At 70.0% G+C, this 20863-nt stretch carries 24 protein-coding genes and 1 other RNA gene; 14 read left to right on the top strand and 11 right to left on the bottom strand.

What is annotated here, in order from left to right; translation table 11 throughout:
• Positions 1–194 precede the first annotated feature (194 nt).
• Positions 195–818 (top strand): nucleotidyltransferase domain-containing protein, encoded by a 624-nt coding sequence (locus tag O7595_RS23935; RefSeq protein WP_269730667.1) that lies wholly within the window; start codon positions 195–197, stop codon positions 816–818.
• Here the strand turns inward: O7595_RS23935 and O7595_RS23930 are convergent.
• From O7595_RS23930 to O7595_RS23920, 3 genes are read right to left on the bottom strand one after another with little or no spacing between them, the layout of a single operon-like run.
• A complete protein-coding gene (locus tag O7595_RS23930; protein ID WP_009311896.1) occupies positions 805–1263 on the bottom strand; it encodes a PPC domain-containing DNA-binding protein in 459 nt (152 codons plus the stop codon). The two genes, O7595_RS23935 and O7595_RS23930, sit on opposite strands and share 14 nt — an antisense overlap.
• 27 nt (positions 1264–1290) lie before the next feature.
• Positions 1291–2292, bottom strand: coding sequence for an asparaginase (locus O7595_RS23925; protein WP_269730666.1), 1002 nt, complete (start codon positions 2290–2292; stop codon positions 1291–1293).
• A gap of 59 nt (positions 2293–2351) precedes the next feature.
• Positions 2352–3764, bottom strand: coding sequence for a helix-turn-helix domain-containing protein (locus O7595_RS23920; RefSeq protein WP_269730665.1), 1413 nt, complete (start codon positions 3762–3764; stop codon positions 2352–2354).
• Between the two features lie 306 nt (positions 3765–4070).
• On the opposite strand from O7595_RS23920, the gene O7595_RS23915 reads away from it, so the two are divergent.
• From O7595_RS23915 to O7595_RS23865, 11 genes are all read left to right on the top strand, one after another.
• Complete coding sequence (locus O7595_RS23915) at positions 4071–4832, top strand: hypothetical protein (RefSeq protein WP_269730664.1); 762 nt, start codon at positions 4071–4073, stop codon at positions 4830–4832.
• Positions 4829–5515 carry a dTMP kinase gene (locus tag O7595_RS23910; protein ID WP_269730663.1) on the top strand — a complete coding sequence of 229 codons (687 nt, stop codon included), beginning with the start codon at positions 4829–4831 and terminating at the stop codon, positions 5513–5515. The genes O7595_RS23915 and O7595_RS23910 overlap by 4 nt, the downstream gene beginning before the upstream one ends.
• Positions 5508–6377 carry an isocitrate lyase/phosphoenolpyruvate mutase family protein gene (locus tag O7595_RS23905; protein ID WP_269730662.1) on the top strand — a complete coding sequence of 290 codons (870 nt, stop codon included), beginning with the start codon at positions 5508–5510 and terminating at the stop codon, positions 6375–6377. Before O7595_RS23910 ends, O7595_RS23905 begins: the two co-directional genes overlap by 8 nt.
• Positions 6378–6406: 29 nt before the next feature.
• Entirely contained in the window at positions 6407–6838 is a 432-nt protein-coding gene (locus tag O7595_RS23900) for an NUDIX domain-containing protein (RefSeq protein WP_269730661.1), read from the top strand.
• A 5-nt stretch (positions 6839–6843) separates the two neighbouring features.
• A complete protein-coding gene (locus tag O7595_RS23895; RefSeq protein WP_269730660.1) occupies positions 6844–7509 on the top strand; it encodes a TylF/MycF/NovP-related O-methyltransferase in 666 nt (221 codons plus the stop codon).
• Complete coding sequence (locus tag O7595_RS23890) at positions 7506–8429, top strand: NAD(P)-dependent oxidoreductase (protein WP_269730659.1); 924 nt, start codon at positions 7506–7508, stop codon at positions 8427–8429. The genes O7595_RS23895 and O7595_RS23890 overlap by 4 nt, the downstream gene beginning before the upstream one ends.
• Positions 8426–9292, top strand: a complete 867-nt coding sequence (locus O7595_RS23885) for a hypothetical protein (protein ID WP_269730658.1) — start codon at positions 8426–8428, stop codon at positions 9290–9292. The genes O7595_RS23890 and O7595_RS23885 overlap by 4 nt, the downstream gene beginning before the upstream one ends.
• Before the next feature lie 30 nt (positions 9293–9322).
• Positions 9323–11182: a radical SAM/SPASM domain-containing protein gene (locus O7595_RS23880; protein ID WP_269730657.1), complete on the top strand. Its 1860-nt coding sequence runs from the start codon at positions 9323–9325 to the stop codon at positions 11180–11182.
• On the top strand, positions 11179–11898 hold the full coding sequence (locus O7595_RS23875) for a 2OG-Fe(II) oxygenase (protein ID WP_269730656.1): 720 nt from the start codon (positions 11179–11181) through the stop codon (positions 11896–11898). The genes O7595_RS23880 and O7595_RS23875 overlap by 4 nt, the downstream gene beginning before the upstream one ends.
• A 94-nt stretch (positions 11899–11992) precedes the next feature.
• Positions 11993–12154, top strand: a complete 162-nt coding sequence (locus O7595_RS23870) for a hypothetical protein (protein ID WP_269730655.1) — start codon at positions 11993–11995, stop codon at positions 12152–12154.
• A gap of 58 nt (positions 12155–12212) precedes the next feature.
• Entirely contained in the window at positions 12213–13103 is an 891-nt protein-coding gene (locus O7595_RS23865; RefSeq protein WP_269730654.1) for an aKG-HExxH-type peptide beta-hydroxylase, read from the top strand.
• Positions 13104–13113: 10 nt separating this feature from the next.
• Here O7595_RS23865 and dnaE read toward each other — a convergent pair whose 3' ends face one another.
• The 7 genes from dnaE to O7595_RS23830 form a co-directional block, all read right to left on the bottom strand.
• The gene (gene dnaE, locus O7595_RS23860; protein WP_443071854.1) at positions 13114–14712 is read right to left on the bottom strand and encodes a DNA polymerase III subunit alpha; all 1599 of its coding nucleotides are present in this window, start codon (positions 14710–14712) and stop codon (positions 13114–13116) included.
• A 100-nt stretch (positions 14713–14812) separates the two neighbouring features.
• Positions 14813–15756, bottom strand: a protein-coding gene (locus O7595_RS23855; RefSeq protein WP_443071710.1) for an IS5 family transposase whose coding sequence is annotated in 2 segments (ribosomal slippage) — positions 14813–15325 and positions 15328–15756 — 942 coding nt in all. Because the reading frame shifts where the segments join, the coding sequence is not laid out codon by codon here.
• Between the two features lie 241 nt (positions 15757–15997).
• A complete protein-coding gene (locus tag O7595_RS23850) occupies positions 15998–17239 on the bottom strand; it encodes an IS701 family transposase (RefSeq protein ID WP_443071813.1) in 1242 nt (413 codons plus the stop codon).
• 105 nt (positions 17240–17344) lie between these two features.
• Complete coding sequence (locus O7595_RS23845) at positions 17345–17599, bottom strand: hypothetical protein (protein ID WP_269730651.1); 255 nt, start codon at positions 17597–17599, stop codon at positions 17345–17347.
• Positions 17600–18115: 516 nt separating this feature from the next.
• Positions 18116–18304, bottom strand: coding sequence for a hypothetical protein (locus O7595_RS23840; protein WP_269730650.1), 189 nt, complete (start codon positions 18302–18304; stop codon positions 18116–18118).
• Positions 18301–18426, bottom strand: coding sequence for a hypothetical protein (locus tag O7595_RS23835; RefSeq protein WP_269730649.1), 126 nt, complete (start codon positions 18424–18426; stop codon positions 18301–18303). Before O7595_RS23835 ends, O7595_RS23840 begins: the two co-directional genes overlap by 4 nt.
• 240 nt (positions 18427–18666) lie before the next feature.
• Positions 18667–18990 carry a hypothetical protein gene (locus tag O7595_RS23830; RefSeq protein WP_269730648.1) on the bottom strand — a complete coding sequence of 108 codons (324 nt, stop codon included), beginning with the start codon at positions 18988–18990 and terminating at the stop codon, positions 18667–18669.
• 77 nt (positions 18991–19067) lie between these two features.
• On the opposite strand from O7595_RS23830, the gene O7595_RS23825 reads away from it, so the two are divergent.
• Positions 19068–19199 carry a hypothetical protein gene (locus tag O7595_RS23825; protein ID WP_269730647.1) on the top strand — a complete coding sequence of 44 codons (132 nt, stop codon included), beginning with the start codon at positions 19068–19070 and terminating at the stop codon, positions 19197–19199.
• A gap of 267 nt (positions 19200–19466) precedes the next feature.
• Here O7595_RS23825 and rnpB read toward each other — a convergent pair.
• Positions 19467–19878, bottom strand: an RNA gene (gene rnpB, locus O7595_RS23820) — RNase P RNA component class A.
• 192 nt (positions 19879–20070) lie between these two features.
• Here rnpB and O7595_RS23815 point away from each other — a divergent pair.
• A complete protein-coding gene (locus tag O7595_RS23815; protein ID WP_269730646.1) occupies positions 20071–20859 on the top strand; it encodes a MerR family transcriptional regulator in 789 nt (262 codons plus the stop codon).
• Positions 20860–20863: the final 4 nt, after the last annotated feature.

The following is a 20863-nucleotide window of genomic DNA, read 5'->3' as shown; positions in this document are numbered from 1 at the left end:
GGAGGATCGTGCTCAGGCACCAGCCACGAGGCCGGTCACGAGTCACGCACTCAACGATGGATGCCGGTGTCCCTGATACTCATGGGCGTTTATGAGAGCAGGGGGTGCGAGCGGGCGGCAGGGCCCTCCAGCGAGACCGCCGACCCGCCGCCGGCCTTCGCCTCCGCCCCTCTGATCACTGGGAGTATGGGCAGGTGAGTGATGACGTGTTGGGACGCTGGGTGCCGGATCGTCCCGAGGATGTGGCCGCGGTCTTCGCCAAGGCGGACTTCCCGTGGTGGATCGCCGGTGGCTACGCGATCGAACTCGCGGTCGGCCGCGAGCTACGGGCACACGGCGATCTCGACGTCCTCGTCCTCCGGCGTGACCAGGCCCGCGTACAGGATCTCCTGGTCGACTGGGACCTGTACGTGGCGGATCCGCCCGGTCAGGGGGAGTTGCGACCGTGGCGTCCTGGAGAGGTCCTTCGGCCACCGCTCCACGACATCTGGTGCCGCCGCACGCCGGAGGCGCCCTGGTCTGTGCAGCTCATGCTGGACGAGGCCGAGGGCACCCAGTGGGTTACGCGGCGCACACCGGAGATCCGGCTCCCGATCAACCGGCTCGGGCGCACGAGCGAGACGGGCATTCCGTATCTCGCGCCCGAGGTGCAGCTCTTCTACAAGGCGAAGGCACCCCGGGAGAAGGACGAGACCGACTTCGAAGCGGTGCTGCCGCTCCTCGACGCTTCGGCACGCGCCTGGCTGGCGGACGCGATCAGCGTGATCGCGCCCGATCACCCCTGGCTCCGGCGGCTCCTGCCGGTCAGCCGAAAGTGAGCAGCGGGACGTCGTAGAGGTCGGGGTTCCGGGGCCGCGTCATCGTGGGCGACGTGACCTCCACGATCAACAGCTCGCTGAGGAACTGGACCTTGGCGCTGAGGAGATGGCTCGTCCTGCCGTCGGCCGACTGGGCCTTGAGGCCGGCGGAGACATGGATGTGCGGAAGTATCCCGCCGGTGGCGGGATCGTGGGCAAGCGTGCCCGCTCCGAACGCCTCGACGTTGGTGACGTACGTCTTCGCCCAGACCGGTGCGTCCGGGTCGGCGAGCTTCTCGCAGGCGCCCACGATCTCGGCCTCCGCGAAGGCCCCGATGAACGAGGGGATGTAGCCCTGTCGTACACCGTTGTCCCGGCAGAAGGTGGACAGCGCCTCGAAGAAGTCCTCTCCGTGGTCGAAGGTGACGCCGAAGGTACGGCCGACGGTCAGCTCGTGAGCACGCATGTGCGGGTGTCTCCTGATGAGGTGGGGTCAGCGGGCGGAGGCGGTGGTGAAGGTCTCGCGGACCGCCGCCCCGTCGGCGCCCTGGGCGAGCAGGGCCTGCAGCAGGAGCCGCGCCTGGTACGGGCCGAGGTCTCCAGCACCGATGAGTCCTCGTCCGAGGAGGTCCTTCTCGGAGCCGGGGAAGCCGTACGTGTCCGAGAGGACCGGGCCGTTGCCGATGCGGGAGGCGAGGACCACAGGGATGCGGGACGCGAGCTTGGTGAGCCCTTCGACGAGACGCTCCGGGACGTGGCCGACGCCGAAGGCCGCGACGACGAGCCCGCAGCAGTTGCCGTCCCACAGGTCGAGCAGTGCACCGTCGTCGCCGAGGGTGACGACGTAGAGCCCGACGCGCGCTTCACGGTCGGGGGCGCCGACCAGCGGTCCGCGGCGCGGCAGCCCGCCCGCCATCCGCACCCGGTTCTCCGCGACCCGCGCGATCGGTCCGCACGACGGTGAGGTGAAGGCGGCTGGGCTGGTGGTGTGGGACTTGCGGACGGTGCGTGCCGAGTGGACCTCGTCGCCGAGTACGACGAGGCAGCCAGCGCCGCTGAGTCCGGGATCGGCGGCGGCCAGGACGGCAGCGTGGAGGTTGGCCGGACCGTCAGCGCCCGGCAGGGTGGGATTGCGCATCGCGCCAGTGACGACGACCGGCTGCTCGTGGTCGTGGTAGAGGTCGAGGAGGAAGGCGGTCTCCTCGATGGTGTCGGTGCCCTGGGTGATGACGACGCCGTCGATGTCACCAGCCTCCAGCTCCGCCGTGATCGCGGCCGACAGTGCGGTGAGGTCCTCGAAGGTCAGGGAGGCACCGGGCAAACGCCGGAAGTCGCGCACCTTGAGGCCGATGCCGCTCGTCGCCAGAGCGGGTACCGCGGCGAGGAGCTCGTGGGCCGAGAGCGCGGGTACGACGCCTCCGGTGGTGGGATCGGTGGTCATGGCGATCGTGCCGCCGAGGGAGAAGACCGCCACGTTCCTGACCGACTCCGTCATATCCCCTGCTCCCCTGTCCGGACACCGCCGAGCGCGGCCTCACGAGTGGTTCACGCAGGCTATCGGGTCGGCGCCGTCCGGGTACGCGGAATGATCACCAGCTGCTCGGCCACGAACCGGCAGGCTGCCTCCAGCCCTTCGAGGCCGAGCAACCGGCTGCGCGGCCGGGCGAGCCGCTCCGTGCCGACCGCCGACAGCTGTGCGCACCGCCGACCGAGCCAGGAGGCGTCGAGGCCGAGGTACTCCGCCGTCGCCGCGAGGCGCTGTCCGGCCTGCTCAGCCGCTGTGGCCGAGTGGTGGCTGACGTGGCCGGTCACATCGGCGAACGTCCGCAGGGCTCCCGGCCGCGCGGTGACCGCGAGGTGGGACGCCCCCTCGGTCCGTACCCAAGAGGCGATGACAGCCCGGCGCCCGGGAGAGAGGGCGAAACCGTCAGTGTGCGCGAAGCCTCCGTCGTCGGTCACCCAAGTGCGAATGCCGAAGGACTCCATGAGTGCGATGGCGAGGAACAGCAGAACGCGCTCGTACGCCGGCGAGGAGGCGATCGCCGCCTCGGGGACGCAGAACCCCCGGCCGCTGGTACCGGCCGGACGTCGCGGGGCCATTCGTTCGAGGTAGCGGTACTTGTGCCGGAAGAACAGCCATGTGGCGGCCTCCTCACCGCGCTGTTCCCTGGTCCAGAAGACGGGCGCGTCGCCCAGGTGGTCACGGTTCCCCAGGATGTACCGGGCTGCGGTCTCCGAGCCGATCAGCATCCGGGAGACTTCGGTCAGGCCGTGGTCGGTGGCGAGCGGCGAGCCTGGGGAAGCAGTGAGCGACGCCAGCGAGGTGTGCAGGGTCTGGTCGTCGCCGAGCAGTGCCGCCTCGAATCCCGACACGGCCCACAGGATGCCGTAGGTCAGGTCGTCCAGTTCGTACGCGGCGGGGATGTCGACCGGGTCGGAGGCGGTGCCGCCTACGCCGCTCGGTCGGGCGTCGGTGACGAACTGCCGTACCGCCCCGCCCACTGTGCGGTTCGCGACGACGAGCGCGCGCATCGGCATGGTGCGCCAGGCGTCCAGCTCCGGGCGGGAGTCGAGTCGCAGGCTGTCCCCGAGGAACGAGGCCGCTGGAAGGGTCAGCACAGGAAGCGCCGTCGTTGAGACGGACCTGCCGGCGGGTAACAGAAGCTGGCCCGGACCTTCGGGAAGCGCCGCATATCCACGGGCTCCGGTGTCCGCCGTCCCCGGGTGGCCCGTGGAGTCCGGGATGTGCGGATCGGCCGTGGGGAGGAGCCCGAGCAGTTCCTCCGGAACTCCCAGCGCATCGGTCCACTGGACGAACTGCCGCCGGTCACGGATCTGTTTGAGCCCACGTTCCAGTCTGCTGACCTCGGCCTGGTCGATGCTGACCATCCGCGCCACGCCCGCCTGGGAGAGGCCCGTGTGCTTCCTGAACAGCTTGACGACGGTGCCGAGTTCCCACGCGGCCACGGCTCGCCGGACCGTCGGGTCACGCCAGAAGGCCGGGTCGGCCCGTCGGGCGGCGGGCCCGTCCTGACACGAGGCGCATCTCGTACCGGCGTTGAAGCGACTGAGAAGTGCACCGCAGCGCGTACACCGCCGCTGTCCGCTGTCGACCATGGTCGGCATTCTCCCTCGCTCTGCGACCACCCGGACACGTTCCGCTGGTGGCGCTCATAAACACTCATGAGCGTGGGCCTTCGTGGCGGCCATCGTGGTGGAGCACCACCGACCGGAGCCGCGTGCCGCGACTCCCCGGACGTGAGGATCCGACCTGTGACCTCCTTGACCCTGCCACCCCGGCCCCCCGGTTCGCCGCCGCTGGCCCATGCCTGGCAGACGCTGGCGGACGGGCTGCTGACCCAGCGGCTCCATCTCCATCTCGACGAATGGCGGGCTGCCGTCACCGAGGGGAAGACGCTGCCGGACGTGCCGGGCGCCGATGTCTCCGTGCTGGCCCAGCGCCCGTCTCCGCTGCCGGCAGGCGACGAGTCCGCGATGGCGTTGCTGGAGGACGCCGGGCTCGGCTTCTGGTGGGAGCTGCCCCAGCGACACGGAGCGGAGTCGCGGAACCAGCGCGGGGAGCTTCACCGCGCCGCCGACACCGCTGCCCAGAGCATCCTCGCGGAGCAGTCCGGGGCGGCCTGGTCCGACGCCGTGACCGCCGTCAGCGCCGCCGCCGCGTGGTGGGTGGGCTTCTTCACGGTCATCCGCCACCGCGGGGTGCACCACGTCACGCTGGAGCCGCACCCGAGCCCGCTCCATGAGCAGGCCCTGGGCACGGCAGTGGGCGTCGTGGCCCACGGCCTGGCCACGCGGGTGCTGGAGGCAGCACTGCGTGACTCCGACGACGACCCGGCCCTCCGCGCCGCGTACTGCCGGGCCATCGAGGCCGGCATCTGCACGGAGCCCGAGCTGCCCTGCCTCATCGACGAGTTGGCGGAGCTCCGGCTCGTGGACCTGGTATCCACCACGGCCCGCTGGCGGGGCCGCTTCACCAAGTACGCCGGCGGCACGGGAGCGGGGCAGGTCGAATGAACCACCGCTATCCGTTCGTCGTCATCGAGGGGCTCGACGGCACCGGCAAGACGACGCTGCGCAAGGGTCTGTTCCGGCTCTGGGAAGGGCTCTACGGCGTCACCCCGCTGTGCATGCTCACCACCAACTTCCTCGCCGCCGACCAGGCCGCCGCCATCGTCACCGGCAAGTACCAGCCGAACGCCGGGAACCGCGACGCCTACCTGTCCGCGATCGCCGCGGACAAGCGGGCCACGCTGGATCGCCTCGTGCTCCCCCAGCGGTCGGCCCGGCCTGTGATCGCGGATCGCTGGCTCCTCAGCGAGCTGGCCTTCTTCGCGGTGAAGCACGGCGTGAGGGCATCGGAGACGTACGAGATGCTGGCCGCGCACCTCACCGTGGCCCCCGATCTCACCCTCGTCCTGGACCTGGAGACGGACGCCTCGATGAGCCGGGCGCAGGCCCGGCAGGGCGACGCCGTCCGGGCCGACTGGGACGTGCACGACGTCCAGAGCCGGGTTCGCGAGACCTACGAGGCCGTGGTCACGAAGCCCGACGAGTTCCCGCTCCTCGGCGACGTGGTCCGTCTGGACGCCCGTCGTCCCCGGTCCGAGGTGCTGCTCGCCGCCTGGGACGTACTGCGCGAACGGCAGCTGGTGCCGTCGCCCGCCGCCCACGCGGAAGGAAGAGAGACCCATGGCTGACGTCACGAAGGCGATGCATCTGCGCGAGGCCCTCGACGACAGTGAGCGGAAACACCCGCTCCTGGCGATCGGTGCGGTGAACGCACTCGCCGCGCACGTCGCGGCGGAGGCGGGCTTCGACGCCCTGTGGGTGAGCGGTCTGGAGGTGTCCGCGGCCTCCGGACTACCGGACGCCAACGTCCTGGGCCCCCGGGACCTGTCCGACGTGGTCGCCTCGCTCGGTCGTGTCACCGAACTGCCCGTCATCGTGGACATCGACAACGCGGGCGGCTCGGGGCGCACAGCGGAGCGGTTCGCGTACGACCTGATGCGCGCCGGAGCCGCGGCGGTGTGTGTCGAGGACAGCGCGTACCCGAAGTGCAACAGCTTCGCGGCCCACCGGGCCCAGAACCTCGCCGACCGGGACCTGCTGTGCGAGCAGGTGGGGCGCATACGGAAGGTCGCCGGTGACGGCCTCGTGGTCGTGGCCCGCACCGAGGCCCTGATCGCCGGCGAGGACATGGCCACGGCGATCGCCCGCGCCGAGGCGTACGCCGAGGCCGGGGCTGATGCGGTACTCATCCACTCCAAGGACGCGACCGGTGACCAGGCGCGGGCCATCGGACGTACGTGGAACCACGGCGTGCCGCTGGTCAGCGTGCCCACGGCGTTCCCCGACCTGAGCGCCGCCGAACTCGGCGAGGCCGGCTTCCGCCTCTGCATCTACGCGAACCAGCTCAGCCGTGCCGCCCTCGCGGGTATGCGCACCGCCGCCCGTCAGTTCCGGCGCGGAGGGAGTTTCCGCTCCACCGTCGCGGGGTCCCTCGCGGAAGTCGGAGACCTGATGCGCGTCGGCGAACCGGAGGCGCTGTCGTGCCTCTGACGCCCGAACTGCCTCGGATCAGTGTCTCCGTGAAGGCGACGATCGTACGCGAGGGCGCCGTCCTGCTGCTGTCGTACGACGACGAGGCCGGGTTCCACTACAACCTCCCGGGTGGCAAGGCCCAGGTCGGCGAGGACCTGCGCCAGGCCGTGAACCGCAAGGTCGCGCAGGAGACCGGCCTCCAGGTCGTGGCCCGGCGTTTGCTGTGTGTCGTCGAGTACGTCCCCGAGTCGTGGCAGGGCGAGTTCGGGGACGTGCAGAAGGTTCAGTTCAACTTCCTCGCCGAGCAGGTGGACGACGCCGAGCCGCGCATGCCGGAGCCGCCGGACCCCATCCAGGTGGGCTTCGAGTGGGTTCCGCTGGAACGTCTCGGCGACGTGTACCTGCTGCCCCGGATCAACCGCCCATTATCAGCGGCGCTGAGCGGTGAGCTCGCCGACCCCTTCGTGGACAGGTGGTGACCTTCATGGATCCGACACTGAAGGATCTACGGGAGTGGCTGCTGCGGGAGCACTCCGGAACGGTCTGTGCCGACCGGCTCCACGTGATCGCCGACGAGCTCACCGACCTGACCGCCCGCGGTTTGCCGGGCCCTGTGGTGGAACTCGGCTGCTACAGGGGCGCGATGGCCCTCTGGATCCGTAGCGTGCTCGACTCACTGGGCGACCGCGACCGCGAGATCCACGTCTACGACTCCTTCCAGGGCATGCCCGCGCCCGGCGCCGAGGACTCGGACCACCTGGCGGCGGGCGAGCTCCGGTCGTCCCCGGACGACGTGCGCGCCACGCACGCGGCCTGGGGCAGGCCGGCGCCGGTCATCCATCCGGGATGGTTTGACGAGACCCTTCCCAAGGAGCTGCCCGACGAGATCGCGTTCGCCTACCTGGACGGCGACTTCTACGACTCCACCCTCACGGGGCTCACGCACTGCGTCACCCGCCTGGTGCCGACGGGCGTTTTGCTCGTCGACGACTACGCGGACACGGTGGTCAATCCTCGGGCCTGGGACGGGCTCCCAGGGGTGAAGCGCGCCTGCGACGCGTACTTCGGCGTGCCGTCGCCGGTGACCGTCATCGTCGGCGAAGGCGATCTCGCCTTCGGCCGGTACGAGAAGCCGGAGTTCATCCGATGAGCGCTGTCCTGGTGTTACGCGGTGCGGCGGACGCGAGCGCGATCCGCCGCGCCCTGCCCGATGTCCTCGTACACGAGTTGCCGGACCTGGACTCGCCTCCGACCGCCGACACGGCCGTGCTCGTCCTGCGTTCCGGCGTCCGTCTGGGCGAGCGGGAGCTCGACGCGCTTCCTCGCCTGCGGCACGTCGTACGGACCGGCTCCGGCATCGATCACATCGACGTGAGCACCCTCCGGCACCGTGGGATCACGCTGCACCGCAACGCCGAGGCCGGCGCGGACGCCGTGGGCGAGTGGGTGCTCGCCGCCGCTCTCGCCCTGGCCCGGCGGATCCCCTTGGGGCAGCACGCGCTGCTGCTGGGCCGGCACGAGAAGCAGGCATGCATGGGTGCGTCACTCGGCACCCTGGCCGCAGGTATCTGGGGCGCGGGTCCGGTGGGGCTGGCCGCAGATTGGGCCCTCGCCCCCTTCATGAGCCACACGGCCTTCGCCGCGTGGCCGTCGAACCCTCCCGGTCTGCGGGAGCTGTCGCCGACAGCCCTCATGGAGCAGTCGCAGGTACACGTGATCGCTCTGCCGCTGCGCCCCACGACCGAACAGCTCATCGGCGAGGACTTCCTCGCACGCGTCGCTCCGCAGCGGCCTCTGCTGATCTGCGCCGGTCGGCTGGAGACCCTCGACGTCGCCGCCTGCCTGCGGGCGCTGGCGGACGGGAGGCTCTCGGGCCTCGCCCTCGACCCGGTCGAGCGGAAGCATCTGCCGCTCCTCACCGACTCCACGACGCCGCTCAACCTCCTGGCCTCACCTCACATAGGTGCCCAGCGGTCCGACGTGCGCGGCGCGCTCGACATATGGGCCACAGATCTCCTCAGGGAGATCACCACTGACAACAAGATCCTGATCGAGGGAGGCCACCGGTGAACCCATCGACACGACTGCGCCGGGAGATCGCCGACAGAGTCGCCCGAGCGCTGGTCGCGTCCGGCGAGGCCCGCGAGGTCTGGCTGGAGGGAGCCCTCGCCTGCGGCTTCGCCCACGCGGCGAGCGACATCGACCTGCGTGGCATCGTGGAAGGCACCCTGCCGGCGTGGGAGTCACGCATCGTGGATGGCGTCCGTGTCGACCTCCAAGCGACAGCGCCGCAGCGGGCGGAGGAACTCCGGTACCTGCTCCGCTCCTTCGACGTCCACCGCGACGACCTCGGATCGTTCCGACGGGTACGCGCCTCGATGCACGACCTCATGTGCCTGCGCACCGCTCTCTCGTACGGCTCCGGACGCTGGGGCCCGGTGCTCGATCCCGAGGAGCGCCAGGGCTACCGACGCTGGGCGGTCGCCGACCAGGCGGAGGTCGCGGCGAGCCTCGCCGAAGACCTGACCGGCCTCGTCGCGGACGGCCTGGCCGAACCCGTCGGCGTCGTCTGCCGGAAGCTGGAGACCTGCCTCACCGCGCTCGAGTGCGCGGCGGCCGGGCATCCGATCCTGGGCGACAAGTGGCTGCCGCTTCTTGCCGGCGCTCCGTCCCGTCTACCGATCGACGCGGCCCACGCGGAGACGTGGGAGTGGTTCCGTCCGGTTCAGCGGCGCGTGACCAGAGCGCTCCTGGACTGCTGGCCCGTCAATGACCCGCTGCGGACGCCTCCCAACCTGGGTGCCCCTGACGCCGGCTGGCTGCCCCAGCGATACGCCGACGGATGGTTCCTTCGCCGCGGCGACGTCCACATCCCCGTCACCGGCGGCCAACTCCTCGGGTGGCTGTCCACGGTCTCCACCGATGGCGCGTAGACCGCGCCTCTCCTCCTCGGGAGTCCTCTGATGCCCGTCACCCGCACCGCCCCCACGGACCTGGAGAGTCTCTACGCCCCGCTGTCGAACACCGGGCCGGACACGGCGGTCTCTGTCATCCTCAAACTCCGGGGAGAGACCTGCGACATCGACTGCCTGTACTGCTTCGAGAAGCGCAAGGAGTCACCGGGCGGCGCCCGGATCAGCGCGGAACAGGTCCACCGCCTCGGTTCAATCTTCTCCGGGCGTCCGCTCAGCATCGAACTCCACGGCGGGGAGCCCCTGACCGCCGGCCGGGAACGGATCGCGGAGATCCTTGACGCGCTCGCCGCACAGCCGAACGTCATCCGCGTGAGCCTCCAGACCAACGGGCTCCAGCTCGACGACGCCTGGCTAGACCTGTTCGAGCGGCACTACCCGGAGCTGGAGATCGGCATCTCCCTCGACGGGGACGCACTCGGGAACTCGTGGCGCGTCGGCTACGACGGCCGCCCCACGTACCCGCGAGTGGTCGAAGCCCTGGAACTCCTCGGGCGTCGGGAACGCCGCGTCGGCGTCATCTGCGCCGTCACCCCGTACGTCCTCGGCCGGGCCTCCGAGGTCATGGAGCACCTCGCCTCCTTTCCCGCCGTGACGACGGTCAGCCTGGTGCCGTGCTTCGACGCGGCGGTCACCCAGTCGACCACGGTGGCCGGATCCCGTACGCCGACCAGCCGGGCACTCCAGCGACGGGCCATCGGCCCCACCGGCCCGACCTGGGCCGTCACGCCGCGTCAGTACGCCGACTTCGTGCTGGAGGCCGCCCACCACTGGGTCGCCAGCGGCCTGTTCCGCCGCGTCAAGCTGGAGCCCGTCGTCTCCGTCATCCGCCGTCTGAGGGGTCTGCGGACCCGCTCCTGTCACTTCTCCGACTTGAAGTGCGACCACGTCCTCACCCTCTATCCCGATGACCGCCTGGGAAGCTGCGACGAACTGCCCTGGCCGCAGGCTGGCCTGGCCGCGCTCGGCGACGTACACGCTGAGACGGACGTGGCCGGCGCCCAGAGCAGCTCTCCCCTGCTTCGGCAGGCACGCTCCCTGGTCGCGAAGTGCACGACCTGCGACTACCGCGACACCTGCGGCGCGGGCTGCCCGGCGGTCCGCCTCCGCTTCGCCGCCGCAGGCGACGAAGACGCCTACTGCGACCACCGCATGCGCCTGATCGACGGCGTCGCCGCCCTGCTCGCCCAGCCGGACCTCACGCCCGGTGCCTCCTGTTCCCGGCTGCGCTGGCGTCCCGTCCGGCCCAACGACATGCACCAGGTCGCCGCCTTCCTGGCCCGCTGGGACGACCCCACCGTGCCCCGCACGCCCGCGCGTCTCCAGGTCAGCGCCAGCGGGAACATCAACACGGTCGGTCTCCCCGGCGTCCACGAGGCAGACGATCTCGACCCCCACCACCCCCAGTGGCACGAGGGCATCGAGCCCGGCGTCCACCCGGTCGTCGACGCGCTCACCGCGGGCTGGAACGCCGTCACCTACGACAGCTGCCAGGGCCACGCCTACGCCGACCTCCCCCGAGCCGAGCCCCGCTTCCTCTCGGTCGGCATCCTGCCGCGCGACCGCGCCGAGTACGCGCGCACAGCGGCGCGCCTGTGCCGTACCGCCAGCCGAGCCGAGTCCTCCCTGCCCGAGGCGTGTTCGCTGGTCCTCGGTCGCAGCGAGCTCACGTGCCGCACCACCGGCCGGGTGTATCCGACGCTCGACCTCCACCTCGTACCCTCGGCCGGCACCACGCCTGCCGAGTACTTCGAGGACCTAGCCCAGGCGGTGCGTGTACTCACGGTGGCCCTGGCCGAAGCCGCCACTGCCCCGCCGTCCACCCCCTGCGCGTGCGGAGGCGAGCAGTGATCCACATCGCCGAGACCCTGTCCATCCGCACTGTGGAGGGCTTCATCAAGCCGGACGAGATCGAGCGACTCAACCTCGTCATGGACGACACGCTCGGCCCCCTCGGACGCGACCGCTACGGCGCCAGCCGCCACACCACCATCCACGAGATCCCCGGTCACTCCCCCGCCGAGGCACAGGGCGTCTACGAGCCGGCCGGCCGAATCGAGATGACCGAGATCCCGCACGAGGCGACCGCCCTGCTCGACCAGGCCCTTGAACTGTGCATGGCCGCCATCACGCGCACCCTGCCATCGGTCACCGGCCACCGGCCGTGGATCTACCTCGAGTACGGCTCCGACCAGTACATCACCCCCCATGCCGACGGCATCGCCCCCGATCCCCTCACCCGTCCCCGCCAGATCGCCGCCGCGACGGTCACACTCACGGACATCCAGGACACCGGCGGCGCGTTCTACGTGGAGACCACGGGTAGCGACGCCGTCTGGACCGCGGACAAGGCGCCGACCGGGTCGGGTTACGCCCCGGGGATGCGCTTCGCACACGAGGGGACGGACATGTCCTCCCCCTGGTTCCGCAGCATGCCGCGCACTCGATGGAACGTCGCCCCGTCTCCGGGAACGCTCGTGGTCTTCGGCAGCCAACTCGTCCACGGCACGGAGCCGGTCCGAACCGGCCGTGTGCGCAAGTTCCTCACGCTCTTCGTCTCCGAGTGAGCAGGTAACCCGCCATGAACGGACCCCGTGGTCCGCCGTCCCTCCCGCCCCCTCACCGCCAACCCACGGCCCCGATCAGAGGAGAGAGCGAGCAGTGGCAGACGACAAGACGTTCGACGAGTTCCTGGAGGCCGTCGCGTCCCTGCGTGACAGCGACACAGTGCGCACGACCGCGCACACCTCCAACGCGGCCACCGAGACCTGGCTCGCCGCCACGGTGGAGCCCGACGCCACCGAGCCCACCACCACGGCCTGACCCTCTACCGGGGCCGGACCCAGCCGGGGTCCGGCCCCGGTCCACACCTGGAGTCCAGATGAGCACCCTGTCCCCGGAAGCCCTGGTCACCCTCGATGGCATCGCCGGCCACCAGCACCTCCGGACCAGCCGCATCGCCTCCGTACTCGGCAACGGCATCGGCTCGTCCGCCCTCGACCACGCCGTGGCCCACCACCTGCTCGAAGGCGCCGAGCACGCAGCGCGCGCCCGGAACACGGACCTCCTCGCCTGGTACCGGAAGACGACGACGCGAGACCTGACCCACCTGTCCACCGGCCCGCACATCCTGCTCAGCCCGCGACCCGAGAACCTGCTCCGTTCGGAGATCTCCGAAACCGCGTACTACCTCATCCGTCCCGACACCAGCCCTGCCCTGCCCGAAGCCCAAGCGCTCGTGCGCGCCGCGCTTGCATCCGCCGCCGAGCACGGGTTCGGCACACTGCTCACCCAGCACGCCCCCGTCGTCTGCCTGCTCAACCGCCGCCGACTGGACGAGACCCTCCACAGCTGGGCGCTCACCCGCCTGCCCGGCACCGTCTTCACCGACTACACCGCCCACCCCGAGGTCCTGGCCCGCGACCTGATCCACGAGGCCGCCCACAACTGGCTCAACGACGCCCTGGCCGCGCAAGACGTGGGCCTTCCCGCCGACGTCACCTTCTTCTCCCCCTGGCGGGGAACTCCTCGCCCCGTATACGGCTTCCTTCACGCCTGCTGGGCCTTCTCTCTCACCGTGCTGTACGCACGGCAGGCCCGCCGCGGCGCCACGGGGGCCGTGGCCTCCTTTCTTGACGCCCATCTGCGCCAGCAGGAGGGCCAGTTCGCCTCCGCAATCGATTCGCTGGCCCAGGCACTCTCGTATGTCTCCGCTGACGCGCTCCGCGATCGCGTCAGCCGTGCCGTAGGCAAGGCCGTCGAATCGGCGTAACTCCGGGGGCTTATCCGAGCACTCCCACCCCTGGGTGCAGTTCGACGCCGAGGTTGCCCGGCATTGCACCGCAGTCGATCTCGGCGTGCCGTCCTTCAGCCAGATCGCCGTGCTCACCACCACGGCCGCTCCCGGGGGAAGGCCCCACCGGCTCGACGAGATCATCGTCAACCTCCTCGACCGCCTGGCCGAGGCCGAGGAAGTCCATCTTCAGCAGGCCGAGCGACTCGCACTGCGGATAGTCCCACTGCGTGATGGTCACGCCGTCGGTGTGCCGCACCCAGATCGGGCGTGGTCCACGATCGGCTCGCTGGACATGATCACGCCGGCCGCGTGCACGCCCATCTGCCGGACCAGGCCCTCCACACCCTTGGCGGTGTCGATGACCTTCTTCACGTCCGGCTCGTTCTCGTACATCCCCCCGGATCTCGCCGGCCTCGCTGTAGCGCGGGTGCGAGGGGTTGGTGATGCCGTCGAGGTCGATGCCCTTGCCGAGGACGTCGGCGGGCATGGCCTTGGTGAGCCGGTCGCCCATGGCGTACGGGTAGCCCAGGACGCGCGCGGAGTCCTTGATCGCGTTCTTCGCCTTGATCTTGCCGTAGGTGCCGATCATGGCGACCTTGTCGGAGCCGTACTTCTCCGTCACGTACCTGATCACCTCGACGCGCCGACGCTCGTCGAAGTCGATGTCGACATCGGGCATCGAGATGCGCTCGGGGTTGAGGAACCGCTCGAAGATCAGGCCGTGCGGGATGGGGTCGAGGTCGGTGATGCCCATGGCGTACGCGACGATCGAACCGGCCGCCGAGCCACGGCCGGGACCGACCGCGATGCCCTGCTTCTTGGCCCACATGATGAAGTCCGCGACCACGAGGAAGTACCCCGGGAAGCCCATCGAGATGATGGTGTCCATCTCGTACTCGACCTGCTTCATCCGGTCCTCGGGGATGCCCCCGGGGAAGCGGCGGTGCATGCCGCGCAGGGTATCCTCACGGAACCAGGTGACCTCGGTGTAGCCCTCGGGGATGTCGAACTTCGGCATCAGGTTGCGCTCGACGAACATGCCCTCGGTGGAGACCTGCTCGGCGACCAGCCGCGTGTTGGCGCAGCCCTCCTGCCAGGCGTCCGAGGAGTCGATGGCGTACATCTCGTCCGTGAACTTCAGGTAGTAGCCGGTGCCGTCGAACCGGAAGCGGTCCGGGTCGGAGAGGTTCTTGCCGGTCTGGATGCAGAGCAGGGCGTCGTGGGCGCCGGCCTCGTGCGCGTACGTGTAGTGCGAGTCGTTGGTGACCAGCGGCGGGATGCCGAGCTTCTTGCCGATCTCCAGGAGCCCGTCGCGGACCCGGCGCTCGATCTCGATGCCGTGGTCCATCAGCTCCAGGAAGTACCGGTCCTTGCCGAAGATGTCCTGGTACTCGGAGGCGGACTTCAGGGCCTCGTCGAACTGGCCGAGGCGCAGCCGGGTCTGCAGCTCGCCGGAGGGGCAGCCGGTGGAGGCGATCAGGCCCTCGGACCACTGGGCGATGGTCTCCTTGTCCATCCGGGGCCACTTCTGCAGCCAGCCCTCGGCGTACGCGTCGGAGGACAGCCGGAAGAGGTTGTGCTGCAGCCCCGGACCAGATCGGTCCGGGGCTGCAGTCCTGCAAGTCCTGCAGCGCGTCAGAAGCCGACGAGCTGGTGCAGGGCCACCACGCTCCCCCCTCCCGCGACTAGGCCGTTTCTGATGGCTCTTGGACGGTGTCGCGGAGCCAGATGACGATTGCGGTGATGGTCAGGGTGCCGTTGAAGATGTAGTCGCGCTTGTCGTACCGGGTGGCCACCGCCCGGAACTGCTTCCACTTGTTCACGCACCGCTCGACTGCGTTGCGACGGCGGTACTGGGCCTTGTCGAAGGCCGGGGGCCGGCCTCCGGCTCGTCCTCGGCGCTTGCGTCGAGCCCGCTGATCGTCGGGTTGCGCGATGGTGGCCTTGATCCCGCGTCGTCGCAGGTAGGCGCGGTTCTCGCGGCTGGAGTACGCCTTGTCTCCGCGCACCCGGTCCGGCCGGCTTCGCGGGCGGCCCGTGCCGCGGCGTCGGATGCGTAAGCCCTCCAGCACCGGGGCGAACATCGGGCTGTCACCCCGCTGACCGGGCGAGGTCAGCCAGTGCAGCGGGCGGGCCCGGTCGTCGGAGAGCAGATGGACCTTGCTGGTCAGCCCGCCCCGTGAGCGCCCCAACGCCTCGCGCCCATCTGCTTCCTCACGCACCCCGCCCCCTTTTGCGGGTGGTCGGCCGGGGGCTTGCGGGGCGCCCCGGCCGCGTGCTGATGCGCCCGGCAGGACGTGGAGTCGATGTTCACGGCCCACTCCTGACGCTCCGCCTGGCGGGCGAGCGTCCCGTCCGGGTCGCCGGCATCCGCCTCGATCTGCAACTCCTCAAGGACGGCCTGCCAGGTGCCGTCGGCCGACCAGCGGCGATGACGCTCGTAGACGGTCTGCCAGGGACCGTACCGTTCGGGCAGGTCAGGCCAGGGCACCCCGGTCCGGGCCCGGAACAGCACGCCGTTGATCACTCTGCGGTGATCGGCCCATTGCCCACCCGGTTTGCCGTTGCCGGGCAGGAGGGGCTCAATCTTCTGCCACTGCGCGTCCGTGAGTTCGTGTCGCCGCACCATACGGGCCTCCTGCCCGGCCAACCACGAGATCCACCCAGCCGACCAAGAGCCATCAGAAACGGCCTAGTACTCCAGCAGCACTTTGACGTTTTCCCTGTTCAGGGGCGGTTTGGGTGAGTGTAGTGGGCTGCGTTCCGGCCCGTGTTCTCTTTCCCGGACTGCCCCTCGATCGTGTGCAGCCGCCGCTGATAGTGGCAGCGGCGGGCGGCGGCTTGGCGTCGTCTGCGCCAGTGTGACCATCTCAGTGCGCGTGACCTGGTGAGGGACTGATGAGCGCGTGTGACGGGTGGGTGGCCAGTTGCCAGGAGCCGCCGAACTTCAGCCACGGTGAGGGGCGCGAGGCAGGAACCGTTTCTGCTGCCCCTTTTGCTGCAGCGTCGGCGGCCATGACCGCCAGGAAGGCGTGCGCCAGCATGGCCAGGGTGATGTGCCGCGTCCAGCCAGTGTAGCGGCGGACTTCGTACTGGTCAAGCCCGCACTCGTTCTTGGCGGCCTGGAAGGCTTCCTCGATGGCCCAACGTGTTCCGGCAACGCGGACCAGGTGCTCGACGCTGGTGCCGAGCGGTGCGTAGGCGAGGTAGTAAGCGATCTCCTGGGGCCTGCTGATGCTGCGGCGTGCCAGTGCCCACCGCTGGTGGGTGGGCAGTTCGCCGTCGAAGTCCTCGGCGGCGGTGATCTGCAGGGCGGCCCAGTGGTAAACGCGCGGGCCCTTTGCGCCGTCACCGCACGAACGTCTCTCCCATGCCTCGTCGGGAGCTTGGGAGAAGAGGTGGTCGATGCGTCCGAAGTGCGGCACCTGCTGGGACTTGGGGACTGCGAGCACGTACCCCAGGCCGGTCTCTTCCAGCATGCGGCGCAGCCGCCATTCCTGGCCGTATGCCGCGTCCGCGGTCACCCAGGCGATCGGCAGGGGCGAGGCGATCGCCCGCAGGACCATGGCCTTGGCCAGGTCGGGTTTGGTGGCGAAGGTCCGCTCGTCCGGGATGTGTGCGGCGCGGCAGCGGTCGCGGTCGTCGGTCCAGGACTTGGGCAGATACAGCTCTCGGTCCACCAGGGCGCGTCCTTGCGTGGTGGCGTAGGCGGCGAACACGCCGATCTGGCAATTCTCGGTGCGGCCGGCGGTGCCGGAGTACTGGCGTTGCACGCCGGCCGAGGTGGTGCCCTTCTTGAGGAAGCCGGTGTCGTCGAGGATGAGGATTCCGTCGGGCTCGCCGAGTCGTTCGGCTACGTAGTGCTGGAGGTCGTCGCGGACCTCATCGGCGTCCCAGCGGGCGCCGTTGAGGAGTCGCTGAAGTCGGTCGGGTGTGCGGTGTCCGGCGTATTCGGCCAGCTGCCAGCCGTTCTTCCGGCCGACCGGGCCCAGCAGTCCACGGATGTAGTCACGCATCCTGCGACGCGGCTCGACGCGCCTGAAGCGATGGCCGGTGCGCAGGAACAGTTCCTCGAGTTCGTCGTTCCAGATCTCAACTGCACGCTCGTCGATCACGTCAGGAGGCTGCCCGGACTGCTGCCACTATCAGCGGCGGCTGCACACGATCGAGGGGCAGTCCGGGAAAGAGAACACGGGCCGGAACGCAGCCCACTACACTCACCCAAACCGCCCCTGAACAGGGAAAACGTCAAAGTGCTGCTGGAGTACTAGGCCAGCGGTGAGTGCCGCCGCCGCGTCGCTGGTACTCAGGTACGTCAGCCCGCCGACGACCACGCCGATGAACGCCGAGGTCATGAGCACGAGGGCGGCGTGCATGCTGAGCAGGGGACCTACGGCATCACCGCCTCGAAGACCGTCGCGATCGCGCGTATCGCTCGTCGAGGGTGTACGTTCGTGCTCTGGTGCTGCCATTCATCCTCCACATCCCTGGACATGAGCCCGGCTGCACCATCCCGGCGAGCCCCCTGCTGCACCGCGCCCGCGAAAGCATCGGTGCCTCAGTGGGGCTCTCCGTTTGTCGTGCCCGACTCGCTTGAGGCGAGGATACGCATGCCCACCTGACAACTCGGGCGACTACCGCTACAGGTAGCGATCAGTCGAACACGCCGAGCTAGTCCACTTCCACGGACTTGCTCTCCGTCTGTGCGACGAACCGCGAACATTGCAGCTCTGCGCATGAACGGGGACGTCGGGCCCGTTCCACACGGTGGATCCGGTGAAGTTCTTCTCGAGGTAGACGTCGAAGACGTGCCAGTGTTCATGGACGGTGACTTATGGCATGGCTGCCTCGCCCACTACGTAGCCCTGCGGTGTCTCGACCGCGGGCCAGGCCGTCGACGGATACGGCCTCGACGCCGCAAGCATGGCGGAGCAGCCGTTGACGAGCATCTCGTTGGTCGCGTGCGCTGCAACGGCCAGCTGCGGTGCTCAGATTGGCCGGGCGGTGAACGGCACAAGCTCGCCCGAGCGCATGATGGGCGCGGTGATGTGCTGGCCGCAGGCGACGTAGGGCTCGACGGCGCGCTCGGGGGTGACCTCCCAGCGGAGGGTGGCGCCGCAGGTGCGGTTCGCATCCACCGGGATGGGGCAGGTGCCGGTGTTCAGGTCGGTCATCATGCCTCCTCAGTCTTCTGGCCGGGGCTAAGCGCGGCTGCTACGAGCTCGAGCGTTACCTGCGCCTTCGTGATGTGCGGGTCTGTCGGTTCGTCGGCGTCAGCAGCACGGAGGTTCTCGATCACCAGCTTCACCATCGGGTTGGTGCACAGGACGACGCGCCGGTCCTGGCTGGTGGGGATGGTCGGCGGGAAGTGCAGGATGCCCGCGCGGGCGAGCTCGGTTCGATGGTGCGGGCGACCGTGCTGCCGGTGCGGCCGGCTCCGAGGATGTCCCGCAGGCGGCGGACGTCGACCTGGAGGACTCCGTTCTTCTCCTCGATCGCGGCCACCAGGGAGGCGAGACGGACGTGGTGGTTGGGCTGGTCACGATCGAACGCCCTCCTGTGTGCGGAGCTGTTTCTCAGGGTGGACGAAGGGAAGGCCGTCCGCGGTGTAGACGGTCTCGGTGAAGGTCTGGAATCCGAGGTTGTCGAACGCCTTCATGGCGCGCGGGGAGTCGACGTTCCCGAGGTCGTCGTTGCCGATGACGGTCCGCAGCAGGTCCTTAGGCGCCCAGAGCACGGAGCCGATGAGGACGCCGTGGCGTCGGGGACGAACGTTCGGGCGAGCGTCGGCGGCGGCCAGAAGGACACCCTCCTGGGTGACGGTCACCTTCTCGCCGTTGATGGTGAGGGTGTGCGTGGTCAATGCGCGTTCCTTCCGAGACGACGAGGGCCCCGGCCACCGAATGGCGACCGAGGCCGATCGTAGGACAACCTGCTGGAGTGTCAGACCGCGAGCGCGGCCGGGGGCGGCGGGAAGATCTCGTCCACCCGGACGACGGGGACGGTGCCGAGGATGGCGTCCTGTTCGCTCTCGACGAGCTCGGCCGGCGCGAGGACTCCGGGGCTCAGTGATCTCGACGAGCGTTGCGACCTGCCGCATCATCGGTACATTCCCGCCGAGCTCCCCAGGCCGCGCGCTGAGGCCAGGAGAAAACTGATTACCCCAGGTCGGAGGCGTCCTTCGCGCCTCCGCATCAGGGATTTGTCAGGGACTTTCAGTGCTGTCCGAGGGACTTCCGAGGGACTTTCCGCCGCCTAACGCGGCAAGCCTCCGAAAGACCGGAAAGGGCCTCCGACGCAGGTCAGAGGCCCTTTCCGTGGCAAAGCCGCAGGTGGGGGCAGACGAGTCGGGCTGTACGCCGGGTTCTGTCGCCCGGTGACCTCGCGGTCGCCGGGGAGACGGCCATCCATCTAGGACCGGTGTTGCCACCGGCCTCCTGCGGTCTACCCGCGGACTCGGGCGGGCAGCCCTCGGTCGTCCGCGCAGGGCCACCGTCCCTTTCGGGCGGCGGCCCCTCTTGACCTTGCTCCGGGTGGGGTTTACCGAGCCGCCTGAGTCACCTCAGGCGCTGGTGGTCTCTTACACCACCGTTTCACCCTTACCGGGGACCGAGGTCCCCGGCGGTCTGTTCTCTGTGGCACTGTCCCGCGGGTCACCCCGGGTGGGCGTTACCCACCACCCTGCCCTGTGGAGCCCGGACGTTCCTCGGGAGCACCCTGGGGGTCCCCACGCGGCCGTCCGCCCGGCTCGTCTGCCGTGATGACCATGCTACCCGGCGCGTCCGGGTCCCTGGCACCGCCGTACCGGCTCCCGCCGAGCCCGCAAACCCGCCGGCCCTCCCGGCTACTCCCGGACCTCGCCGGAGTCCGCTCTCCCCGCCGCCCCACCCGCCCGCTCGTTCCCGCTTGACCTTGCCGCAGCGTCAGGGTTTCTACTGAGGCCATGCGGATCGGAGAGATCGCCGCACTCGTCGGGGTCACCCCGCGTGCCGTGCGGCACTACCACCATCAGGGCCTGCTGCCCGAGCCCACCCGCCGGGCCAACGGCTACCGGGACTACTCGGTGCGCGACGCCGTGCTGCTCGCCCGCATCCGGCGGCTGACGGAGCTCGGGCTCGGCCTCGACGAGGTCAGGGATGTGCTCGCCGACGACGCGGGACGGGAGCTCGTGGAGGTCCTGGAGGAGCTGGACGACGATCTCGCCCGGCAGCAGGAGCTGCTCCGCGAACGGCGCGAACGGCTGGGTGCGGTGCTGGAGCAGGCGCGCTGCGGGCGGCTGCCCGCCGAGGGGCCGGTGTCGCCGGAGCTGGCGGCGCTGTTCGGCAGTCTCACCGCGGAGACCGCCGGGCGGCCCGAGTCAGCGACGGCAGCGAAGGACCGCGAGGTGCTCGCCCTGCTGGACACGGTCGTCCCGGCCGGGGAGCGCGACCGGCTGCTCGGCGCGATGCGGCGGATGACCGAGGCTCCGGGTGCGGTGGAGCGCGCGTACGAGGTGTACGGGCTGCTCGACGCGCTCGAGGGCGCCGACACCGGCGATCCCCGCGTCGAGGAGGCGGCCCGGGCGCTGGCCGACTGCATGCCCGACGAGGTGGCGGAGGGACTCGGGGAGAACGGCTCACCTGCGGGAGAGGGCGGGAGCACGTTCATGGACGCCTTCTTCGCCGAGTTCCCCCCGGCCCAGGCCGAGGCCGTGCGCCGCGCGCTGCGCCTGGTCGCGGAGCGGGCACGGTGACGCG

Source organism: Streptomyces sp. WMMC940 (genome assembly GCF_027460265.1).
Taxonomy (GTDB): domain Bacteria; phylum Actinomycetota; class Actinomycetes; order Streptomycetales; family Streptomycetaceae; genus Streptomyces.
This window is presented reverse-complemented; position numbering and strand designations above follow the sequence as displayed.